Genomic DNA, 20919 nt, shown 5'->3' on the forward strand with positions numbered 1-20919 from the left:
CGCGAGGCCCGACGCGGTCGAGAGATTCTCGAAAGGGGCCGTTCAAGCACGTCATTGCGGTCGGCGGCGTTTTGGAGGCAATCTTCCTCGCTCGTGGGAGCTCTTTCTTCACCTCGCGATGAAGGAAATGACCGCCAGCGGCCAATCGTGCGCGTGCATGCGCCTGCTGCGTTCGCCACGGGCCTGGCCCTCTTGCTGTTCACCCCCTCCGCACACGCCGACGAGCCGCCCGACGAACCACCGCCCGCCGAGCCGCCGCCCGAGCCGCCGCCCGCGGTCCGTCCGCCCGACGATCCGCGGCGCGACACCGACGTCACGCCGGCCCCGACGAAGCCTCCGACGCGCGCGAAGGGGAAGTTCGCCGTCGATCCGATCGCCGACTCCGGGGTCCTCGCGCTGGGCGTCGCCTTCGGCGTCCTCTCGTCGGCGATCCTCGGGACGGACGAGGTGAGACCGCAGCAGATCAGCCTGCGCTTCACGACGCAGGACCTCCTCTGGATCGATCGCGGCGCGCTGTGGCAGCGGGTCGACGACAACGCCGCGCTCTACTCCGACATCGCCATCGGCGCGATGGCCGGCTACGCCCTCTTCGACAGCATCCTCGACGGCTTCCGCGACGGCGCGTCCGCGACGCTGACCGACATCACGATGTACCTCGAGGCCGCGACCATCACGCTCGGCGTCACGAACCTCTCCAAGATCGCCTTCCGCCGCCCGCGCCCCAAGGCCTATATCGCGCGCGCCGACTTCATCGGCGCCGGCGGCGACTACGAGACGTACGAGAACTCCGTCACCGACAGCGCGCTCTCGTTCTTCTCCGGCCACTCCGCCGAAGCGGCGGCGCTCACCGCCACCGCGACGTACATCGCGTTCCAGCGCTCGCCGGGCACGCTCAAGCCGTGGCTCACGCTCGCGGGCGGCACCGCGCTCACCTCCTTCATCGCCTACTCGCGCGTCCGGAGCGCCTCCCACTTCCCGACCGACGTCATGGCCGGCGCGCTCGCGGGCACCGCCATCGGCGCGCTCATCGTCCATCTCCACCGCGCCGACTCCCCGCACGAGCGCCCGATCTGGATCGGCGCGTTTCCGGCGCGCGACGGCGGCACCGTCAGCGTCGGAGGGCGGTTCTGATCATGAAGCCTCTTCGCGTCCTCTTCCCGCTCGCCGCCGCCGTCCTCCTCGTGTTCGCGTGCGTCGACGACGACGACGGTCGCGAGGCCTGCGACGCGCTCGCCTCCAAGTGCCTCCCCGTCACCGGCCGGGCGAAGTGCGACTACCAGGCCATCAACGCGCATCCGAGCGCCAGCATCATCGAGGACTGCGTGCAAGCCGCCCCCGACTGCGACGCCGCCACCGCGTGCCTGGCGCCGGTCCAGCAGTAGCGCCCGCGCTCGTCATCGCGACGACGAGCGCGGAGCAGGCCTGCGCGTGTCAGCGCGGGCCGCGGTCGCCGCCGCCGCCGCCGCGGGGGCCGCGATCGCGACCGCCGCCACCACCGCCGCCGCGGGGACCGCGATCGCGCGGGCCGCGATCGCCGCGCGAGGGCGGCGGGCCCGCCTCACGCGAGGCCATCATGCGCGCCTTCGCGCGCTCGCCCTCTTCGCCCTCGGGGAGCGGGAGGAGCTCGCGGCGCGAGAGGCGGATCTTGCCGTCGCGGCCGACCTCGATGACCTTCACCTCGACCTCGTCGCCCTCCTTCATCACGTCGGTGACGCGCTCGACGCGCGTGTGCGCCATCTCGCTGACGTGGAGGAGGCCGTCGGTGCCGGGGAAGATCTCGATGAAGGCGCCGAAGTCCGTGATGCGCTGGACCGCGCCCTTGTACGTCGCGCCGACCTCGGGCTCCGCGGTGAGGCCCTTGATGATGTCGATCGCCTTCTTCACCGCGTCGCTGTCCGACGACGCGATGTTCACGGTGCCGTCGTCCTCGACGTCGATCGCGACGCCGGTCTGGTCGACGATGCCCTTGATGGTCTTGCCGCCCGGGCCGATGATGATGCGGATCTGGTCGGGCTTGACCTTGAGCGTCGTGATGCGCGGCGCGTACTGCGAGAGGTCCGCGCGCGGCTGGGAGAGCACCTCGTTCATCTTGCCGAGGATGTGGAGGCGGCCCTCGCGCGCCTGATCGAGCGCCTGGCTCAGGATCGCGCGGTTCAAGCCCGCGATCTTGATGTCCATCTGGATCGCGGTGACGCCGTTCGCGGTGCCGCAGACCTTGAAGTCCATGTCGCCGAGGTGATCTTCGTCGCCGAGGATGTCGGAGAGGATGATGTAGCGCGTCGACGCCTGGTCGACGGGGCCGTCGGTGACGAGGCCCATCGCGATGCCGGCGACCGGCGCCTTGATCGGGACGCCGGCGTCCATGAGCGAGAGCGAGCCGCCGCAGACCGCCGCCATCGACGACGAGCCGTTCGACTCGAGCGTCTCGGACACGATGCGGATCGTGTACGGGAACTTCTCCTGCTCCGGGATCATGCGGAGGAGCGCGCGCTCGGCGAGGGCGCCGTGGCCGATCTCGCGCCGGCCGGGGCCGCGCATCGGCTTCGTCTCGCCGGTCGAGAACGGCGGGAAGTTGTAGTGGAGGAGGAAGCGCTTCCAGCGCTCGCCGGTGAGCGCGTCGATCTTCTGCTCGTCGCTCGAGGTGCCGAGCGTCGTCGTCACGATCGCCTGCGTCTCGCCGCGCTGGAAGAGCGAGGAGCCGTGGACGCGCGGGAGGATCGACGCCTCGATCATGATGTTGCGGATCGTCTTGCCGTCGCGGCCGTCGATGCGCTTCTTCTCGCGGAGCATGTAGTCGCGGACGACGTGGTACTTCCGCTCCTCGAACTCGCCCTTGATGAGCTTCTCGTGGAGGGCGAAGGTCTCGGCGCCGAGGTCGGCCGTGAGCGTCGCGACCATCGCGTCCTTCGCCGCCTTGTAGCCGTCGTAGCGCTTCTTCTTCTCCTTGATGAGGGAGCTCTCGATGATCTTCGCGTCGACGATCGAGGGGATCTTCTTCGCGATGTCCTCCGGGAGCTTCTTCGGCTCGAACACCTTCTTCGGCTTGCCGACGGCGGCGCGGAGCTTCTCGATGAGCTCGAGGATCGGCTGCGCCGCCTTGTGCGCGAACATCAGCGCGTCGATGACGTCGGACTCCTGCGCCTCGGCCGCGCCGCCCTCGACCATCGTGATCGCGTCCTTCGTGCACGCGACGACGAGGTCGATGTCCGCCGCCTGCTGCTGCTCCAGCACCGGGAACGCGATGAGCTCGCCGTTCACGCGCGCGACGCGGACGCCGACGAGCGGCCCGTCCCACGGGAGATCGGAGATGTGGAGCGCCGCGCTCGCGCCGGTCACGGCGAGCACGTCGGTCGGGTTGATCTTGTCGGAGGAGAGGACCGTCGCGATGACCTGCGTGTCGCCCTTGTACCCTTCGGGGAAGAGCGGGCGGCAGGGGCGGTCCATGAGGCGGCAGACGAGGATCTCCTCGTCGCGCTGGCGCGCCTCGCGCTTGAAGAAGCCGCCCGGGATCTTGCCGGCGGCGTAGGTCTTCTCGACGTACTCGCAGGTGAGGGGGAAGAAATCGATGCCGGGGCGCTCGTCGCCGCCGACGGCGGTGACGAGGACGACGCTCTCGCCGTAGGTGACGAGGACGGACCCGTGGGCCTGCTTGGCGAGACGGCCCGTCTCGAAGGTCATCGGCTTGCCGTTGACCATCACGGACTCACGAACGATCGACATGTGCTTGAGCGCTCCTTCGGCGCGTTGCGAGCCGTCTTCGTTCCTCGGTTCATGAGCGCCTCCGCGGAGATGCGCATGAATCGAAGAGTGAAGACCGGCTGCGGAAAGACTGCGGTTGTCAAAGACGAAGGGGATGCCCCATCAGGAGCATCCCCTTCGGTGAATCACTTGCGGAGGTTGAGCGCTGCGACGGTCTTGCGGTACCGGTCGAGGCTCGACTTCTTGAGGTAGTTCAAGAGGCGGCGGCGCTTCGAGACCATCTTGAGGAGGCCACGACGCGAGTGGTGGTCCTTCGTGTGGGTCTTGAAGTGCTCCGTGAGGTACGCGATGCGCTCGGTGAGGAGGGCGATCTGGACCTCGGGCGAGCCCGTGTCGGACTCGTGGGTGCGGAACTTCCCGACGAGCTCCGCTTTCTTTTCGGTGTGAAGAGGCATGATGTTTCCGGATGAAGGGCGTCCTGCAGTCGCTATGGACCGCATGGGGCCGCGATGTAGGCGCGCAGTATAGGCCGGGGATTTCCCCCGTCAACAAGGCCCTTCCTGGGATACGCTGGATGGTCTCCATGGCCGCCAACGCCAAGCAGGGGGAGGTGAGCGGCACGGGCGATACGGAGCGCCCACCGGCCTTCGCGGTGCCGGCCTTCTCGGAGCCCACGAGCGTCGGGGTCGGGCAGCTCCCGGCCGCGCAGCTCACCCGAAAATGCGCCTCGTGCGGCGAGCTCTACCCCGCCGACTTCATGGTCTGCCCGCGCGACGCGACCCCGCTCGCGGACCAGGCGGCGGAGGGCGCCCCCGACCCGATGCTGGGGAAGGTCATCGGCGAGACGTACGTCATCGTCCGCGTCGTCGGCGAGGGCGGCATGGGCCGCGTCTACGAGGCGCGGCACCTCCGCTTGAAGGAGCGGCGCTTCGCGGTGAAGTGCCTCCACGCCGACCTCGCCAAGAACGCGGAGATGTCCGCGCGCTTCCTCCGCGAGGCGGAGAGCGCGAGCTCGATCAAGCACCCCAACGTCGTCGACGTGTTCGACGTGCACCACCTCGAAGGCGGCACGCCCTACCTCGTCGGCGAGTTCCTCGAAGGCGAGGAGCTCGCCGACTACGTGAAGCGAAGAGGCCCCCTCGAGCCGCGGATGGCGACGAAGGTGACGCGTCAGGTCGCGAGCGCGCTCGCCGCCGCGCACGAGCGCGGGATCATCCACCGCGACATGAAGCCGGAGAACGTCTTCGTCCTCGCGTCGTCGATCGCGGCGGTGGAGCGCGGCGACGCGCGCTCGCTACAGGTCAAGGTCCTCGACTTCGGCATCAGCAAGGCGGGGAGCAAGGACACGTCGCAGCTCACGCGCACCGGAATGATCATGGGCACGCCGAGCTACATGGCGCCGGAGCAGGCCCGCGGGCGGGCGGTCGATCCACGCGCCGACGTCTACTCCGTGGGCGCGTGCCTCTACTTCATGGTGACGGGGCAGCGCCCGTTCGACGCCGACGACCCGACGGCCACGATCTCGATGGTGCTGACCGAGGATCCGAAGCGCCCGCGCGAGATCGACGCGCGCATCCCGGAGGGGCTCGAGCTCATCATCCAGCGCGCGATGGCGAAGGACGCGAGCGAGCGCTATGGGACGATGCTCGAGCTCGAGGCCGCGCTCGCCGGCTTCGGCTCGCACGCGCGCGCGAGCCTCCCGCACGTCCCGTCGGTGCGGTCGCTCGTGGCGGCGCCGGCCTCCGAGCCGAACCTGCCCGCCACCGCGTTCGACGTCGCGCGCGCGGTGCTCGGCAGCGACTCGCTCCCGCCGCCCGCGCCCGAGGCGGCGAAGCTCGCGCGCGCCGCGCGCCCCACCATCGTCGTCGCGAGCGTCGTGGTCGGCGCGTGGCTCGTCGGCGCCACCGTCGCCGCGCTCGCGGGCCTCGTGCGCGTGCTGCACGACGGCGAGATCACGATCACGGAGGCGGTGCTCCTCGTCGTCGGCTGCCTCTTCGCCGCCGCGACGCCGGCCGCGCTCTACGTGATGCACCTCCGCAAGGTCATCTGGCCGAACAGCGTGAAGGCGCTCCAGCTCGCGCTCGATCTCAAGCGCGTCGCGGTCGCGATCCTCGCCGCGTACGGCGCGCTCGCCGTCCTCGGCCGCATCGTCCACACCGTCCTCTTCCGCAGCTCGCGCGGCCTCGCGAGCGGGTTCTGGGACATGTTCCTGTTCGTCGTCCCGTTCGCGATCGCGGGCGCGATCGGCGGGTTCGCCCCGTTCCTCCGCAACCGGCGCAAGCGCCGCCGCAGCGAAGGCTGACACGTGCGCTGCGCGGTCTGCACGGGAGAGCTCCCCGCCGGCTTCCCCGGCGGCGACGTCACCTGCACCTTCTGCGGATCGGTCGCGACGCTCCCGACGCGCTCGGCGCCGCCGGCCGCGAGCGGGCCCTACCGCGGCGGCAGCGCCGCGCCCGCGCGCGAGCCCGACGACGTACCGTGCCCGTTCTGCGGGAACCTCGTCCTCGCCCTCGCGCGCGAGTGCCCGCACTGTCAGGTGCGCCTCGAGAGCGTGCGCTGCGGCCGCTGCTGGACGCTGCAGCAGCCGGGCTCGTTCACGTGCTGGCGCTGCGGCCGCGGCCTCGAGCTCGAGCCGCTCCTCGACGCGACGAACGCGCCGTGCCCGCGCTGCAACACCCCGCTCGACGCGGCGCAAGGCGGCGCGGTGGACGACGTCCGCGTCCACGAGTGCGCGCGCTGCGGCGGCGCGTTCGTCCCGCGCGAGGTGCTCGCCGAGATGTTGACGCGCGCCGAGCTCGAGGGCCCGTTCCGCGAGCCCGACAAGCGCGCGGTCACGCCGCTCGACGAGGTCCGCTACATCTCGTGCCCGCTCTGCCGCTCGTCGATGAACCGCCTGAACTTCGGCCGCGTCTCGGGCGTCATCGTCGACGTGTGCAAGCCGCACGGCACGTGGTTCGACGGCGGCGAGCTCACGCGCGTCCTCGCGTTCGCGGCGGCGGGCGGCCTCGCGAAGACGCGCGCGCGCGAGGAGGCGGAGAAGAAGACGCAGAAGAAGGAGCAGGCGCGCGTGCACGCCGAGCTCGCGCAGCTCCGCGGCTCGAACGACGCGAACGAGCGCCTCGACGAGTGGCGCTCGCTCTTGCAGGATCTCTTCTTCTGGTGAGCGCGCTCAGAAGCGCGCCTGCACCGCGACGGCGGCGCCGACGCGGTTCGGGCTCTGGAAGACGCGGAGCGACGCGCTGCCTTCGGAGGGGTCGCGGACGACGAGCGTGCCGTTGTTGTCGCGGACGAACTGGAGCCAGCCGACGAGCGCGAACATCTCGGACATGTCCCAGCGCACCGAGACGCGGGCCTGCAGGATCGGCGTGCGCTCCTTGTTGTAGGGGAGGATCGACTGGTCGCCCTGCTGGCGGACGATGATCACGCGCTGGGCGGGGACGCCGCCGTCGGTGAACTCGCTGCGGAACGTCGACGGGAGCTGGACGCCGCCGCCGATGCCGGGCGTGAGGTGCGCGGACGGGATGTGGTAGTCGGTCGCGATCGCGCCGAAGAGCTCCGGATCCGTCTTCGAGCTCGCCGGGAGCGTGTTGAACGGGATGAAGCCCGGGACGTTGCGGACGACGAAGTTCAGGTTGCGGTAGATGCCGGTCGCGCTGAAGCGGAGGTAGCCCGCGCGCACGGTGCCCTGGATCGCGCCGCCCATCGCGGTCTGATCGCGCGTGACGCCGGCGGTGTCGAAGTCCTTGAGCTGCTGGCGGAGCACGTCGAGCTCGCCGCTTACGTTCCACGCGAACTGGTTCGCGTCGTACTTCTCCGGCTTGAAGAGGATGAGCGGCTTCGCGGGATCGTTGCGGTAGAGGAGGAAGTCGATCGACTGCGGCACCGGCATGTTCTGGTGCACGAGCACGCGACCCGAGCCGCCGTAGGTGTAGACCGACTTGCCGCGGACGTCCTCGAGGTCGAACTTGCCTTGCTGGAAGAAGCCCGCGCCGACGTCGAAGCGCAACGTCTCGAGCGGGTCGACGCCGGCGCCGGCCATGAAGCCGTAGTTCGTCTCGCCGACGCGCACCGCCTCGACCTCGCTCCCGCCGCCGGGGTTCAGGACCTGCTGCGGCTGGATGATGGTCGCGGTCTTGAAGCCGCCGTAGACGTAGAACTTCTCGTGGTCGTACTGGATCTTCGCGCCGGGCGCCGAGCCCTGGAGGCGCGGGAAGATCGACTGGTTGATGTACGCCGCGGTGCCGCCCCACGACAGGTCGTAGAGGTAGCCGAGGCGCATGCGGTCCGTGTCGAGCGGGAAGAACGTGAGGCCGAGGCCGGTCTTCCCCTCGTTGCCGCCGGTCGCGTAGAAGAGGCGGAGGTACGAGCCCGAGTCGTAGATCGCGGCGTTCAGGTTGCCGGTGTTCGCGGCGAGCTGCGCGAGGTCGAAGCGCATGACGAGCGCCGCCTCGGTCGTGAGCCCCTCGATGAAGCCGGGGAGCTTCTTGTACATGACGAGGTGGGTGAGGTTCTCGCGGCCCGCGAAGCGCGAGTTCAGGTTGTCGAAGAAGAGACGGTACTGCGGGCGCTCGCCGACGCTGAACGTGGGGGAGAGCGGCACGAGCTCGCCGGTCTTGTGGAGGAAGTCGTCGTCGCCGAACGTCCAGGTGAGGCGCGTATCCATGAAGCCGCGCCCCTCGGCCGCGCCGGGAGGAGGCGTGCCCGCCGCGCGCGCGCCGGCGGTGCCGGACACGTCCACCGTCGACGTCGACTGCGAGCCGACCGCGCCCTCCTTCGGATCGAGCCCGCCCTGCGACGTGGCCCCCTGCGTCGCCCCCGCCGCGCTCGTGTCCGCCGCGGCCGGAGCCGTCCCCGGCGCGGGCGTCGACGGCGAGACCGTGGTCTTGTCGTCTTTCTCCTTTTCCTTGTCCTTCTCTCGCTCCCTCCTCTGCGCCGAAGCAGACGAAGAGAGGAGCAGCGCGGCGGCGAGGATGCCGAAGACGATCGGCGAGCGAGAGATCATTGCGGGTTTTCGTCGAGGTCGGTACGCGGAGCCACGCACGCCTTGTCCATGGGAAGTGGAGAAGCATTGACGTCGGTGACGATGTCGTCGGGACACCGGGCCTCGATCGTGTACTGCGAGCCACCGGAGAAGAACGTCATCGTGCCGGTGAACGACTTGATCGTCTGCCCCTTGCGCTCGAGCGGCTTGAACTCGGTCGACACGGTCGCGTCGGCCTGGATCGCGCCGGCTTGGCCAGTCGCGGTGTTGCGGAGGTAGAAGCGGAAGGTGCTGCGAGACGCGAAATTCGAGTATTCCGTGCAATCCGGATCGACCGCGCACTGGGTCGAGCAGATGCCTTCCTCGTTTCCGGCCGTGAAGTCGATGAGGCCGTTGTTGTCGAAGTCGCAGTTCGAAGCGTCGGGCGTGAACGCATAGAGCTTCGTCTGCTCGCTCTTCTCCGGCTTCCCGGCGCCGAACTTCGAGGTGATCTTGACCTCGACGTTCCGGGCGGGATCCGTGATCACGCGCACCAGCCCGCCGACGTTCGGGGGCAGGTCCGCGCCGACGTCGACCCTACCGTCGTTGTTGGTGTCGGCGAGGACGCCGCCGGGATCCAGGACGAACGGCTCGGGGACGAGGCAGGTCCGGAGCTCGGGGTTCCAGGCCTCGAGCGTCCACGTCGGGTAGCCGATCTGCGTCTGGCCGAAGAACTCCGCCGCGGTGCCGTTGAACGTCTTCAGGCGATCGCACACGCGCATGCGCGGCGGCGCGTTGAAGTTGAACGCGAAGATGCTGTTGTAGCCGCCGCGCCCGTCCTTCGTGTCGGTGACGAAGAAGCCGTCGGACGCGATGCGCGTGACGACGAGGTCGAAGTCGAAGCGCTGCGAGCCGTCCTCGCGCTCGTGGAGGCCGGTGTCGATGAGGAGCTGCTCGCGCGGGTAGGGGGACTTGCCGGTGCCGCGACAGACGCCTTCGGCGTCGCAGAGGAGGCCGCGGAGGTCCGCGATGCGAGGGAGCGCGTAGTAGATCGGCTGCGTCGCGCCGGTGGAGTACGAGCCGGGCTCCTCGGTGTTGTCGTTCGCGAAGGCGCAGCCCTCGTCGGCGGGGAAGTCGACGCGGCCGTCGCCGTCGTTGTCGATCCCGTCCGCGCACGCCGGCGGCGGCTTGCTGACCGGATCGGCCGGCGCGTACCCCTGGTCCTCGGCGAGGATGAACGTGGCGCCGAACGCGTTCGTGACGCGGATCTCGACCTCGGGCGACTCGCCGTTCGTGAGCTTCAGGTTGCGGCCCTCGGCGTCGGGCGAGTCGATCGGATCGATCGCGCCGGGCTTCGACGACATGCGGACGTAGCCGTTGTAGCTCGTGTCGACGTTGCCGCGCGCGTCGAGCGCGCGGACCTTCACCTTGAAGCCCTCCGGCACGTTGACCTTGAGCGGCCGCGGCCGGAGGCGCGTCCCGGCGACCTCGTCCGCGTCGATCAGCTCCACCGTGAGCTGCGGGCCGCCGCGCGGGGTCGGAAAGCCGGCGTCGCCGCAGGCCCCCGCCCCCGCGAGCGCGAGGAAGGCGGCGGCGACGACGCCGGACCGGATCTTCCCGCGACCGCTCATCGCCCGATCATCTCCACGCGGCCGTCGCTGAGCGACCCGAGCGAGGCGTCGATGCACGAGAGGATCTTGCACTCCTCGCCGCCGAGCGCGCACGCGTTGAGCGGCGTCTTGCAGGCCTCGACGCGCTCGGCGGGGAGGCCGCGGCAGCGCTGGAGGTGGAAGTCCGCGGCGGACTGGCGGCAGTCGCGCTTCACGCAACGGCCGTTGCCGGAGTCGCAGGTCCCTTCCGTCACGCACAGCCCCGCGTCGTCCTGCTTCGAGTGGCCGGTGCAGGCGCAGACGAAGGTGGGGTCCTCGCAATCGGCGTCGGCCGAGCACGACTTGAGCCCGTCGGCGGTGCCGTTGGCGGCGTCATAACCGCACGGCCTCCCGGCGCGGAGGTAGTCGATGAGCGCGTCGCGCTGCTGGATCTTCGTGTCGAACTGGGTCGTGTTGCGCTGGAGGACGCGGAAGCCCGAGCCGCCCTGCGCGAGGTAGATGCTCGTCGCGAGCTCGTAGAGGTTCGTCGGCTTGATGTTCGCGAGGCAGAGGCCGTTCACCTTGCCTTCGCCGCGCGCGCACGAGCCGGGGAGCGGCTTCGACGGATCGTCGGAGCACTGCGCGTCGCTCTGGCAGATCGTGTTCGTCGTGCCGATGTAGACCTGCTCCGCGCACGCCGGGATCTCGCACTGCCCCGCCTCGGTGTCGCACGTCGAGCCCTTGAGGCGGATCGGGCAGGGGTCCTCCTCGCCCTTCTGGCAGCGGACGACGCACCGGCCCTTCGCGACGTCGCAGGCGTCGCGGCCCGCCGCGACGCACGGTCCGTCGTCGGTGCAGGGGATCTCGAGGCGCTGGCAGCCGGTGCAGTTGAGGCGAACGCGCGCGCCCGCGATCTGGACCTGCGAGGTGCAGCCGCGCTGCGCCGAGCGTCGCGCCGAGAAGTCGAAGAGCTCCTGCACCTCGGTGCCGGAGAGCTGCATCTTCGCGATCGAGTTGTCGAACGGGAAGATGTTGTACATCTGCTCGAGGCTCGTCACGCCCGGGTTCATGTCGGCGCGGATGCCGGTCGTGTTCGTCATCGAGAAGTCGGTCTGGATGCCGAGGCGGAGCCAGATCGACGTGCCGACGACGTTGCCGAGCGGGGAGTCGCCGCCGTTGGTCGAGGAGCGGCGCGAGCCGGAGGGGCTGTAGCCGACGAGGATGTCGAGGTCGGCCGCGACGTCGAGGACGCGCTGGTACGGCACCAGCATGTCGTGGATGACGGGGTCCTCCGGGATCGTCGCGTCGATCGGGAAGACCTGGAACTTGAGCTGCTGGATCTCGAACCCGTTGATCGGGTCGTAGTCCGGCTTCCCGTCGCCGTCGGCGTCGTATTCCCCCGTCGGCGAGCCGCGCACCGGATCGTTCGTGAGGACGACGTCCATGCGGCCGACGTACTTTGCGAACGCGCCCGAGGCCGCGAGGACGACGCGGCGCGGCTTGCACGGCCGCTTGAAGGCCCAAGGATGGTTGACCGGATCGAGGTCGCCGGCGGGCCCCGCGAGCGCGGGGTCGGCGTCGTCGGGCGGCGTGAACGCAGGGTCGATCTTCTGGTTCGGATCGATCGTCCAGACGAAGCCGGGGTTGTTCTCGTCGGAGGAGCAGTCCCGGATCTCCTGCGGCGGGTTGACGACCGTGTGGTTGTGCCCGCTCATGATGAAGTCGAGGCCGGTCGTGTTGCGGATCGCCTTCTGGTCGACGTCGTGACCCATGTGCGAGACGCCGCCGATGAGGTCGACGTACGGCCGGAGGAGGTCCAGGTAGAACTGGACCATCTCCACCGTGTTGAGCGGGGTGACGCCGATGCGGTTCGGCTGATCGAACAGCGACGAGAGCGTCGACAGGTTCGCCATCCCGATGACCGCGATCTTCAGCCCGCCCTGGTTGATGATCGAGAACGGGGTCGCGACGGTGCCGACGCGCGCGTTCGTCGAGGCCGCGCCCTCGTTCGAGGTGTTGTCGAACTTGTAGTTCGCGCTGACGAGGTTGAAGTTCGCCCAGCGGCTGAACTGGCGCGCGACGTTCTGCGCGCCGGCGTCGAACTCGTGGTTGCCGATCACCATCGCGTCGACGCCGAAGGCGCTCATGACGCGGACCTCCGGCTCGCCGTAGAAGTAGTTGAAGATCGGGGCGCCCTGGAAGATGTCGCCCGAGTCGACGTGGATGACGCGGTTCGACCGCGCGCGCTCCCGCTGCAGGACGTAGGACATCCGCGCGACGCCGCCGATGTTCGCGACGGTGTTGATCTCCCCGAGGCCGAGCTGCGCGTCGACCTGCGTGATGAGCTGGTCGTACGGGAAGAGGCGCGAGTGGATGTCCGACGTGTGGAGGATCGTCAGGCTGACGTCGCACGGCTTCGTCGGATCGGGGCAGGGGTGGCTCGCCCCCTCTCCCGACACGGACGAGCAGGCCTGTTGCGTCCCGGCGAGGGTGCCGGTCGCAAGGATCGTGAGAGCAGCTGCGGTGATGCGCGCGAGCAGACCCATGTGAAGCGGCGGGACACTACCATGAATCCGCCGCCGCAGGCGTCTCGCGTCCGTCTGCGGCCCAGGGATGTCGCACCACCTCCACCGGCGAGACACGCGCGCGTCGCGCGAATCGCGAGCCGGAAGGCGCCGCTCCTGCGGATGACGCTGGACGTGCGGAGCGGAAAGTACGAAAAAACCGAGCGCGGGCTCTCGCGGCCTCGTCCGAAATAGAACGATGAAGATCTTCGTGACCGGTGGATCGGGGTTCGTCGGCGGGCACCTCATCGAGGCGCTCGCGAAGAAGCACGTCGTGCGGGCGCTCGCGCGGAGCGAGGAGTCGGCGAAGAAGGTCGTGGGCTACGGCGCGTTCGCGGCGCGGGCCGATCTCGACTCGCTCGGCGCGGCCGACCTCGAGGGCTGCGAGGCGGTGGTGCACTGCGCCGCGCGCGCGGAGGAGTGGGGGACGCGCGCCGAGTTCTGGAGCGCGAACGTGGACGGGACGAGGCGCGTCCTCGCCGCGGCGAAGAACGCGCGCGTCCGTCGCTTCGTCCACATCGGGACCGAGGCGGCGTTCTTCGACGGCCGCGACCTCGTCGACGTCGACGAGACGGTGCCGTACCCGAAGAAGCACAAGTACCTCTACTCCGAGACGAAGGCGGAGGCCGAGCGCCTCGTCCTCGCCGCGAACGATCCGAAGGGCGCGCATCCGTTCGAGACGATCTCGCTCCGCCCCCGCTTCGTGTGGGGGCCGCGCGACACGTCGGTCCTCCCCGCCGTCCTCGCGATGGCGAAGGAGGGCCGCTTCGTGTGGCTCGACAAGGGCAAGGCCCGGACCTCGACGACGCACGTCGCGAACCTGGTCCACGCGATCGAGCTCGCGCTGACGAAGGGCACGCCGGGCGAGGCGTACTTCATCGCCGACGACGGCACGCGCTCGATGCGCGACTTCCTCACCGCGCTCGCGCGCACGCAGGGCGTCGACCTCCCCGCCAAGAGCATGCCCGGCGCGCTCGCGCGCCCCGTCGCGCGCGTGGTCGAGAAGGCCTGGCGCGTCCGCCGCGCGACGACGAAGCCGCCGCTCACGCGCTTCGCGATCGACATGCTCTCCGCCACCGTCACGGTCGACACGCGCAAGGCGAAGCGCGATCTCGGCTACGAGCCCGTCATCGGCGTCGACGAAGGTCTCGCCCAGCTCGCTTCGGGGCGGTGAGCGCGTCAGCGCGTCAGCGCGCCGAGCACTCGCTGTTCGCGTTGCGGCCGAGGCAGGTGTTGATGCACGGCTGCATGTCGTCGGCGGTGCCGTAGACGCAGGTGCCGGCTTCCATCACGAGGTTCTGCACGTCCTGCCGCTTCGCGCCGCCGGTCTTGGAGTAGGCGCCGGCGAGGACGGGCTCGAGGTACGCGTTCTTGCCCGCGCCGTTCACGTAGCCGTTGCACACGCTCTTGCACTCGTCGCAGCTGAGCGCCTTCTGGCCGAAGAAGCCGTCCCGCTTCGCGTCGGCGACGCAGAAGCCCCAGTGCCGGACGATGTCGGCGCACACGGCCTTGTCCTGGCCCGACTGGACGATCGGCCGGAGGGCGGGGTTCTGGGTGTACGTCCCGAAGGCGGAGCACAGCTTGTCGGTGCCGCGCCGGATCGCCGCGGTCTGCTCCGCGATGCGCTCGTAGTCCTTGCCGAGGCAGTAGAGCTCGGTGCCGACGTCGACCGCGTTCGCGATGACGGTGGTGGTGCAGCTCGCGATCGAGCCGATCGTCCCGAGGGTGGAGAGCTGCGACGAGTACTTCGCGATCGAGGGGATCGTCGTCGCGCCGAGCGGGCCGAGGACGGTGCTGCACGAGTTCACGAAGCTCGCGACGTTCTTGAAGTTGCCGGTGAGCGCGGTGATGAACTTGACGAGGTTCTCCGCCGACCCGTTCTCCTCGAAGGCGTAGTACGCCTTGAACGTGCTCGAGAGGCCGAGCGTGATCTGGCTCGTGACGTTCGAGTAGAGGACGTCGATCTCGGCCGGCGTGAGCCCGACCGCGGCGGCGGTGAAGACGTCCTTCGTCGCGGCGCCGACCGCGTAGCCGCCGACGGTGCGCACGCACATGACCGCGCGCGCGGTGTTGACGTCCTTGACCTGGATCTTGCCGGCGAGCTTCGTGACCTGCGCCGCGATCGTCTTCGTGTCGCCGAGGATCTTGCCCGCGAGCTTCAGCTTCGCGCCGACCCCCGCCGTCGCCGCGTCGATCGCGCAGCTCGTCGTCCGATCGAACGTCGCCTTCGCGCGCGCCTGACTCGCTTGCACACCGCACACGTCCTCGTCCCCGTCCTCGACGTACGACGCCGCCTCCCCCTGCTCCTCCTCCTCCTCGATCGCAGGAGCCGCGCACCCCTGCGCAGCGAGACCAACGGACACGAGAGCAACGGCGACGAACAGAGAGGTGATTCGCATGTGTGTGGTTCGAGGTGCAGTACGAGCGTCAATAAAACTGAAATGTGTACATGCCGACGCGAGGCCGAGCGAGCTGGGGCCCCGGGAAGCGGCCGCGAAAGCGGGCGCGAAGCGCCCCGAGTCTTCGAGGGCCGTGTCCCGGGGTGGGGGTGTCGGGGGCGAAGCCCCTGACGTTGACCAAGATCCTCACACGCGCGTGCGGGCGCGGCCTTCGCGGTCGGAGAGCGGCGCGCGCGCGTCGTCGTCGCTGTTCATGGTCGTCGTCTCGTCGTCCTCCGCGAGCGGCGCCGACGTCTCGGCGGCGGAGCCGAGGCGGCGAATGGCGATACCAGGAGCAACAAAGACGAAACCGAGGGGCATGTAGTTCCACTTGCAGTCACGGTGCCACCTGCTGAAATCCCATTTCCCCCGAGAAAACAGCCTCCGCACCCGCTGGTCCCCACCCGATCCCCCGCCACGACGGTGTCAAAACACCGTTACGCCCTGGATCCTCGAGGCGCGCCTCCGCGCGCGGCGTGCATGCGCCCGCCGTAGACCTCGGCGGCGCCGGTTCCTTCCCGCACGCCGCGAGCCCGCGCCGGACAGCACCGCCATCGAGCCTCCAACGTCCCGCAATCTCGCCCCTCCCTCATCGGTACCGCCGAGCGACGTCCACATCGCATTCGACGTCGAGCCCAGGGCTAGCTCGGCGGGACGCTCGAGCGGGTGCTGAGGACGCCCTCGTCGGCGAGGCCGGCGATGAGGTCGGTGAAGCGGGCGGCGAGCTCCTTCTGCAGCATCTCCTCGACCGCCTCGGCGCTGTCGCACGCGAGCGCGCGCTCCGCGATCTCCTCGCACTCGGCGACCGTCATGCGCCGGATCGCCTCCTTGATCTCCGGGATCGCCGCCGCCTCCATCGAGAGATCGCGGAGGCCGAGGCCGACGAGGAGGATCGCGGCGAGCGGGTCGGACGCCATCGCGCCGCAGAGCGAGACAGGGCGCTCGTACTTCTTGCCCGCGTCGGTGACGGTGCGGATGAGGCGGAGGATGGCCGGGTTGAACGGCGAGGCCTGCGCCGCGAGCGACTGGCTCGCGCGATCGATCGCGAGCGAGTACTGCACGAGGTCGTTCGTCCCGATGCTGAAGAACTCGCTCTCGCGCGCGAACACGTCCGCGAGCACGGCCGCGGCGGGGACCTCGATCATCATCCCGAGGGGGATGTGCTCCTCGAACGAGAGCCCGCGCGCGCGCACGTGCTCGATCGCCTGGTCGAGGAGCCGCCGCACCTCGCGCATCTCGTGCACGCTCGCGACCATCGGGATCATGATCCGGACGTCGCCGTGCGCGCTCGCGCGGACCATCGCGCGGAGCTGGGTGAGGAAGACCTCGGGCTGACGCAGCGCGAGGCGCACCGCGCGGAGGCCGAGCGCGGGGTTCATCTCGGCCGGCATCTGGAACGTGCTCGCGAACTTGTCGCCGCCGATGTCGAAGGTGCGGAGCGTCACCGGCTGCGGAGAGACCGCCTCCACGATCGCGCGGTAGACCTCGTACTGCTCGTCCTCGCCCGGCTGCGTCGTGCGATCGATGTAGAGGAACTCGGTGCGGTAGAGGCCGATGCCCTGCGCGCCGTGGTCGACGGCGAGGATCGCCTCCGCCGGGAGCTCGACGTTCGCCTTCAGCGCGACCGGGACGCCGTCGCCGGTGACACACGGCTTGTGGCGCGCGGAGAGGAGGCGGCGCGCGAAGGCGAGGTGCTGCTCCGAGCGCTGGAGCGCCTCCTTGATCGCGGCCTCGCTCGGATGGATCGTGACGAGGCCGGTGAGGCCGTCGACGATGAGCGTGTCGCCGGTGCGGATCTCGGTGACCGCGTTCGTGACGCCGACCGCGGCCGGGATCTCGAGCGCGCGCGCCATGATCGAGGTGTGGCTCGTGCGCGTGCCGACCGACGTCACGAACGCGAGCGCGGGCTCGCGCACCATGCTCGCGGTGTCGGCGGGGCTGAGGTCGCGCGCGACGACGATCATCGGCTCGTCGAGGCGCACCGGGTGGTGGCCTTCGTCGCCGACGAGGGCGCGGAGGAGGCGATCGCACACGAACTCGACGTCGTGGCGCCGCTCCGAGATGTACGCGTCGCGCTCGGCCGCGTCGGGCGGGCCGAACATCGCGACGATCTCCTCGCACGCCTCCGAGACCGCCCACTCCGCGCACTTCTTTTCGTGGCGGACGCGCTTCTCGACCCGCTCGTGGAGCGTCGGATCGGCCAGCATCATCTCGTACGCCTCGAGGATCGGCGTCGCGTCGTGCATGGCCTGCGGCATCTTCGTCGACACCTCGCGCAGCGTGCGCTTCGCGTCGTGCACCGCCTGCTTGATCCGATCGAGCTCGTGCTGGACCTGACCGCTCGCGACGTGCCGGCGCACGAACGACGCCCGGAGATCGCCGAGGACGAGCGCGGGCCCGACCGCGACGCCCGGCGAGCCGGCGATGCCCTTGAGGACGCGCGACTCCTTGTGCTCGATCTCGGTCGAGCTCGGCGGCACCGTGGGGATCCGCGACTTCGTCGAGTCGCGGAAGTCCGCGCCGTCGCGCACGGTCGGCCCCGAGCCCGGCTCCGTCGAAGGCGAGGGGAAGGGGAGCGGCGTCGGCGCGCGGGGCGGAGGTCCTTTCTTCGACGCCATCAGCTCGGCTCTCCGAACCGATCGGCGATGAGCTTGCCGATCGCGTCGACGCACTCCGCGGCGCGCTCGCCGGTGGCGGTGACCTCGACGACGGTGCCCTTCGATCCGCAGAGGAGGAGCACGCCCATGACGCTCTTCGCGTTCGCGCTCTGCCCGCCGTGCGCGAGCGCGACCTCGCAGGGGAAGCGCGCCGCGAGCTGGACCAGCTTCGTCGCCGCGCGCGCGTGGAGGCCGAGGTCGTTCACGATCTTGAACTGGGCGGTCGCGCGGTCACTCATGGCATCCTCGGGACGGTGACGACGTCGGCGGCCGCCGGCGGAGGGATCGTGACGGCCGGGTCCTTCCGCACGACGTCACGGTGCACCACCGCGATTTCGATGCGGAGCTGACCGTCGCGTTTCGAGGACGCGCGCGTTTCGGCGTCGTGCAGCGACGTATCGAGCGCCCTCGCTACGTGCTCCGCGAGCACCACGCTGCGGTGCATCCCCCCGGTGCATCCAAACGCGATGGTAAGATAGCTTTTGCCCTCTTGCTCGTACTTCGGCACGACGTAGTTCAAGAGATCGAGCGTCTTCGCCAAAAACTCCGTAGTTTCGGGCAGACCCATGACGAAGTCGCGCACCGGCGCCTCCGTGCCGGGCACCCGTTTCAGCTCGGGGATGAAGTAGGGGTTCTTGAGGAACCGCACGTCGAACACGAGGTCCGCGTCCGCCGGCGGCCCGTATTTGTAGCCGAACGAGAGGATGCGGATCGTCATCCGCTCGGCGCTGCCGGACGCGGGGCCGAAGTAGGAGATGACCTGGCGGCGCAGGTCGTGGACGCCGAGCGACGTCGTGTCGATCACGCGCGTCGCGCGCGCGCGGAGCGGTGAGAGGCGCTCGCGCTCGAGGGTGACGCCCTCGAGGACCGACGCCGCGGGCGTGAGCGAGCCGTAGGTCGCGAGCGGGTGCGGGCGCCGCGTCTCGCTGAAGCGGCGGAGCAGGAGCTCGTCGGAGGCGTCGAGGAAGAGGACGGACAGATCGCGGTTGTGCTCGAGCGTCTCCAGCACGCGCCCGGCCTCGCCGAGGAACGCGCGGACGCGGACGTCCATCCCGAGCGCGACCCGCGTCATGCCGCCCTTCTCGCAGAGCGTGACCGCGTCGGCGGCGAGGACCGGCGGCAGGTTGTCGATGCAGAAGAACCCGAGGTCCTCGAGCGACCGGAGCGCGGTCGTCCGGCCACCACCGGACATCCCGGTGACGACGACCACCATCGTGCGCCGCCCGACCGACGGCGGCCCCGGCGTCATCATCCGTCGCCCCCCGATCCTCCGCGGTCGTTCGGGCGATAGACCGGGATCCAGGCGGAGCTCTCGTTCGAGGGGAGGCGCTGCGCGGCGGGGATCGCGCGATCGGAGTCGCCCCAGCCCGGCAGCGCGACGCTGCTGTTCGGCGCGGGGGTGCCGCTGCCGAGGTTGCCCGAGCTCGCCCCCGAGATCGGGGTGAGCGCGACGCTCTCGGGCTGATCCTCGATCGCCATCTCCGGCGCGATGCCGGCGTTCTCTTCCAGCCGCGCGAGGAGCTCGCGCGCGCTGTGTTTCCCCGCGCGGCGGAGGAGCTCGTTGCGCGCCGCCATCTCGAGCATCGCGCCCATGTCGCGGCCGGGCCGGACCGGCACCGTCACGAGCCGGATCGGCGTCCCGAGGATGGGGTAGTGCTCGTCGTCCACGCCGAGCCGATCATATTCCTTCTTTTCGTCCCATTCATCGAGTCGCACGATCATGTCGATTCGTTTGCGCTCGCGGACCGCGGTGACCCCGAAAAGGTCTTTGATGTTGAGGAGGCCGAGCCCGCGGACCTCGACATGGTGCCGCAGCATGTCGGCGGGGGAGCCGAAGACCATGCCCGGCGGACGCCACTCGCAGCGGACGACGTCGTCGGCGACGAGGCGGTGGCCGCGGAGCACGAGCTCCACCGCGCACTCGCTCTTGCCGATGCCGCTCTTGCCGAGGAGGAGGAGGCCGATCCCGAAGACGTCGACGAGGACGCCGTGGAGCGACGTCGACGGCGCGAGCTTCTCGTCGAGGAGCGCGTGGAAGGCGTTGATCGAGCGGCTCGAGCGCGCGTCGCTCATGAAGAGCGGCGTGCCGGTCGCCTCCGCGGCCTGCACGATCGCGCGCGGGCAGTCGGCGCGGCGCGTGACGACGACGCACGAGAGCCCGAGCGAGAAGAAGCCGCGCGCGGCCTCTCCGCGCTGATCGGTGCCGAGCGTCTCGAGGTACGAGAGCTCGGTCTCGCCGAGGACCTGCACCCGCGTCGGGACCACGCCGTAGTAGTGGCCCGCGAGCGCGAGGCCGCTCTTCTGCACGCGCGGGTGGCGAATCGGCCGTCCGAGCCCGCTCTCGCCGGCGAGGCGCGCGAGCTTGATGCCGAGCCGCGTGTCCTCGATCACCTCACGGACGGTGATGTCGAGCATCGGCGGCGGCGCCGAGCGCGCGGGCGGGTCGGACGGCGATTCGCTCATGGCCCCCGTTTGTCGCTCTCCTTCGCGGCGGCGATGTCACGTTCGCTCGCGCGGCCTTCCGGGATCGAGGGCGAGGCCGCCTCTTCCGCGCGGATCAGGTCGAAGACCGCCTGCGGATCCGGCGCGTGGATGAGGCGCTGCCGGAAGTCCTTGTTGCGGAGCAGCCGCGAGACACGAGCGAGCGTCTTGAGGTGCTCGCCGGTCGCGCGCTTCGGCGTGATGACGCCGAACAGGATGGTCACCGCGGCGTCGTCGATCGCTTGGAACTCGACGCCGTCGGGGACGATGAGGAGCGCGGCGACCTGCTCGTTGAGCTGCGGAAGCGCGCCGTGCGGAATGGCGACCCCCTCGCCGATGCCGGTGCTCTGGAGTTGCTCGCGATCGAGGAGCGCCTGCTCGACGTCGCGGACGCTGACGCCCGGACGCTCGCCGATCAGCTCGGCGAGGCGGGCGATGGCTGCTTCTTTGTTGAACCCTGGGTCCCTGCGCTGGATGCCGATGCGCTCGGGCGACAGGAGGTCGGAAAGGAGCATGATGGCTCGGAGGGAG

General features: G+C 70.0%; 17 protein-coding genes. 5 read left to right on the plus strand and 12 right to left on the minus strand.

The features are described from left to right. Nucleotides 1-153 precede the first annotated feature (153 nt). Together KF837_22230 and KF837_22235 are read left to right on the plus strand one after the other, a co-directional pair. The gene (locus tag KF837_22230) at nt 154-1131 is read left to right on the plus strand and encodes a phosphatase PAP2 family protein (protein ID MBX3230056.1); all 978 of its coding nucleotides are present in this window, start codon (nt 154-156) and stop codon (nt 1129-1131) included. A gap of 2 nt (nt 1132-1133) precedes the next feature. After that, nucleotides 1134-1382, plus strand: coding sequence for a hypothetical protein (locus tag KF837_22235; protein ID MBX3230057.1), 249 nt, complete (start codon nt 1134-1136; stop codon nt 1380-1382). A 49-nt stretch (nt 1383-1431) separates the two neighbouring features. Here KF837_22235 and pnp read toward each other — a convergent pair whose 3' ends face one another. Both pnp and rpsO read right to left on the minus strand, forming a co-directional pair. Beyond that, nucleotides 1432-3720, minus strand: a complete 2289-nt coding sequence (pnp, locus tag KF837_22240) for a polyribonucleotide nucleotidyltransferase (GenBank protein ID MBX3230058.1) — start codon at nt 3718-3720, stop codon at nt 1432-1434. A 164-nt stretch (nt 3721-3884) separates the two neighbouring features. Continuing rightward, the gene (rpsO, locus tag KF837_22245; protein MBX3230059.1) at nt 3885-4154 is read right to left on the minus strand and encodes a 30S ribosomal protein S15; all 270 of its coding nucleotides are present in this window, start codon (nt 4152-4154) and stop codon (nt 3885-3887) included. A 128-nt stretch (nt 4155-4282) separates the two neighbouring features. Here rpsO and KF837_22250 point away from each other — a divergent pair, with 128 nt between their 5' ends. Both KF837_22250 and KF837_22255 read left to right on the plus strand, forming a co-directional pair. Continuing rightward, nucleotides 4283-6001, plus strand: a complete 1719-nt coding sequence (locus KF837_22250; GenBank protein MBX3230060.1) for a serine/threonine protein kinase — start codon at nt 4283-4285, stop codon at nt 5999-6001. A 3-nt stretch (nt 6002-6004) separates the two neighbouring features. After that, nucleotides 6005-6862, plus strand: coding sequence for a zf-TFIIB domain-containing protein (locus tag KF837_22255; protein MBX3230061.1), 858 nt, complete (start codon nt 6005-6007; stop codon nt 6860-6862). Between the two features lie 6 nt (nt 6863-6868). On the opposite strand, the gene KF837_22260 is transcribed toward KF837_22255, so the two are convergent. The 3 genes from KF837_22260 to KF837_22270 are packed head-to-tail and all read right to left on the minus strand — an operon-like array spanning nt 6869 to nt 12020. Then, nucleotides 6869-8701, minus strand: a complete 1833-nt coding sequence (locus KF837_22260; protein MBX3230062.1) for a hypothetical protein — start codon at nt 8699-8701, stop codon at nt 6869-6871. Then, the gene (locus KF837_22265) at nt 8698-10290 is read right to left on the minus strand and encodes a hypothetical protein (protein MBX3230063.1); all 1593 of its coding nucleotides are present in this window, start codon (nt 10288-10290) and stop codon (nt 8698-8700) included. The genes KF837_22260 and KF837_22265 overlap by 4 nt, the downstream gene beginning before the upstream one ends. Next, a complete protein-coding gene (locus KF837_22270; GenBank protein ID MBX3230064.1) occupies nt 10287-12020 on the minus strand; it encodes a bifunctional metallophosphatase/5'-nucleotidase in 1734 nt (577 codons plus the stop codon). The genes KF837_22265 and KF837_22270 overlap by 4 nt, the downstream gene beginning before the upstream one ends. 991 nt (nt 12021-13011) lie before the next feature. On the opposite strand from KF837_22270, the gene KF837_22275 reads away from it, so the two are divergent. Then, nucleotides 13012-13986 (plus strand): NAD-dependent epimerase/dehydratase family protein, encoded by a 975-nt coding sequence (locus KF837_22275; GenBank protein MBX3230065.1) that lies wholly within the window; start codon nt 13012-13014, stop codon nt 13984-13986. A 13-nt stretch (nt 13987-13999) separates the two neighbouring features. Here KF837_22275 and KF837_22280 read toward each other — a convergent pair whose 3' ends face one another. The 7 genes from KF837_22280 to KF837_22310 form a co-directional block, all read right to left on the minus strand. Continuing rightward, complete coding sequence (locus tag KF837_22280; protein MBX3230066.1) at nt 14000-15175, minus strand: hypothetical protein; 1176 nt, start codon at nt 15173-15175, stop codon at nt 14000-14002. 222 nt (nt 15176-15397) lie between these two features. Beyond that, nucleotides 15398-15571 (minus strand): hypothetical protein, encoded by a 174-nt coding sequence (locus KF837_22285; GenBank protein ID MBX3230067.1) that lies wholly within the window; start codon nt 15569-15571, stop codon nt 15398-15400. 320 nt (nt 15572-15891) lie between these two features. Beyond that, nucleotides 15892-17868: a phosphoenolpyruvate--protein phosphotransferase gene (gene ptsP / locus KF837_22290; GenBank protein MBX3230068.1), complete on the minus strand. Its 1977-nt coding sequence runs from the start codon at nt 17866-17868 to the stop codon at nt 15892-15894. Next, the gene (locus tag KF837_22295; GenBank protein MBX3230069.1) at nt 17868-18146 is read right to left on the minus strand and encodes an HPr family phosphocarrier protein; all 279 of its coding nucleotides are present in this window, start codon (nt 18144-18146) and stop codon (nt 17868-17870) included. Before KF837_22295 ends, ptsP begins: the two co-directional genes overlap by 1 nt. Further along, on the minus strand, nt 18143-19120 hold the full coding sequence (gene rapZ, locus KF837_22300; protein MBX3230070.1) for an RNase adapter RapZ: 978 nt from the start codon (nt 19118-19120) through the stop codon (nt 18143-18145). Before rapZ ends, KF837_22295 begins: the two co-directional genes overlap by 4 nt. Nucleotides 19121-19155: 35 nt before the next feature. Further along, complete coding sequence (gene hprK / locus KF837_22305) at nt 19156-20370, minus strand: HPr(Ser) kinase/phosphatase (protein ID MBX3230071.1); 1215 nt, start codon at nt 20368-20370, stop codon at nt 19156-19158. Beyond that, nucleotides 20367-20903, minus strand: a complete 537-nt coding sequence (locus KF837_22310) for a PTS sugar transporter subunit IIA (protein ID MBX3230072.1) — start codon at nt 20901-20903, stop codon at nt 20367-20369. The genes hprK and KF837_22310 overlap by 4 nt, the downstream gene beginning before the upstream one ends. Nucleotides 20904-20919 lie beyond the last annotated feature (16 nt).

It is taken from the genome of Labilithrix sp., from assembly GCA_019637155.1.
In the GTDB taxonomy this organism is placed as follows: Bacteria; Myxococcota_A; Polyangia; order Polyangiales; family Polyangiaceae; genus Labilithrix.

Excerpts from the sequence above, each read along its gene's own strand:
- KF837_22235 (MBX3230057.1), top strand. The coding sequence starts at position 1,134 with ATGAAGCCTCTTCGCGTCCTCTTCCCGCTCGCCGCCGCCGTCCTCCTC.
- pnp (MBX3230058.1), bottom strand. The coding sequence starts at position 3,720 with ATGTCGATCGTTCGTGAGTCCGTGATGGTCAACGGCAAGCCGATGACC.
- rpsO (MBX3230059.1), bottom strand. The coding sequence starts at position 4,154 with ATGCCTCTTCACACCGAAAAGAAAGCGGAGCTCGTCGGGAAGTTCCGC.
- KF837_22250 (MBX3230060.1), top strand. The coding sequence starts at position 4,283 with ATGGCCGCCAACGCCAAGCAGGGGGAGGTGAGCGGCACGGGCGATACG.
- KF837_22260 (MBX3230062.1), bottom strand. The coding sequence starts at position 8,701 with ATGATCTCTCGCTCGCCGATCGTCTTCGGCATCCTCGCCGCCGCGCTG.
- KF837_22265 (MBX3230063.1), bottom strand. The coding sequence starts at position 10,290 with ATGAGCGGTCGCGGGAAGATCCGGTCCGGCGTCGTCGCCGCCGCCTTC.
- KF837_22270 (MBX3230064.1), bottom strand. The coding sequence starts at position 12,020 with ATGGGTCACGACGTCGACCAGAAGGCGATCCGCAACACGACCGGCCTC.
- KF837_22275 (MBX3230065.1), top strand. The coding sequence starts at position 13,012 with ATGAAGATCTTCGTGACCGGTGGATCGGGGTTCGTCGGCGGGCACCTC.
- KF837_22285 (MBX3230067.1), bottom strand. The coding sequence starts at position 15,571 with ATGCCCCTCGGTTTCGTCTTTGTTGCTCCTGGTATCGCCATTCGCCGC.
- ptsP (MBX3230068.1), bottom strand. The coding sequence starts at position 17,868 with ATGGCGTCGAAGAAAGGACCTCCGCCCCGCGCGCCGACGCCGCTCCCC.
- KF837_22295 (MBX3230069.1), bottom strand. The coding sequence starts at position 18,146 with ATGAGTGACCGCGCGACCGCCCAGTTCAAGATCGTGAACGACCTCGGC.
- rapZ (MBX3230070.1), bottom strand. The coding sequence starts at position 19,120 with ATGGTGGTCGTCGTCACCGGGATGTCCGGTGGTGGCCGGACGACCGCG.
- hprK (MBX3230071.1), bottom strand. The coding sequence starts at position 20,370 with ATGAGCGAATCGCCGTCCGACCCGCCCGCGCGCTCGGCGCCGCCGCCG.
- KF837_22310 (MBX3230072.1), bottom strand. The coding sequence starts at position 20,903 with ATGCTCCTTTCCGACCTCCTGTCGCCCGAGCGCATCGGCATCCAGCGC.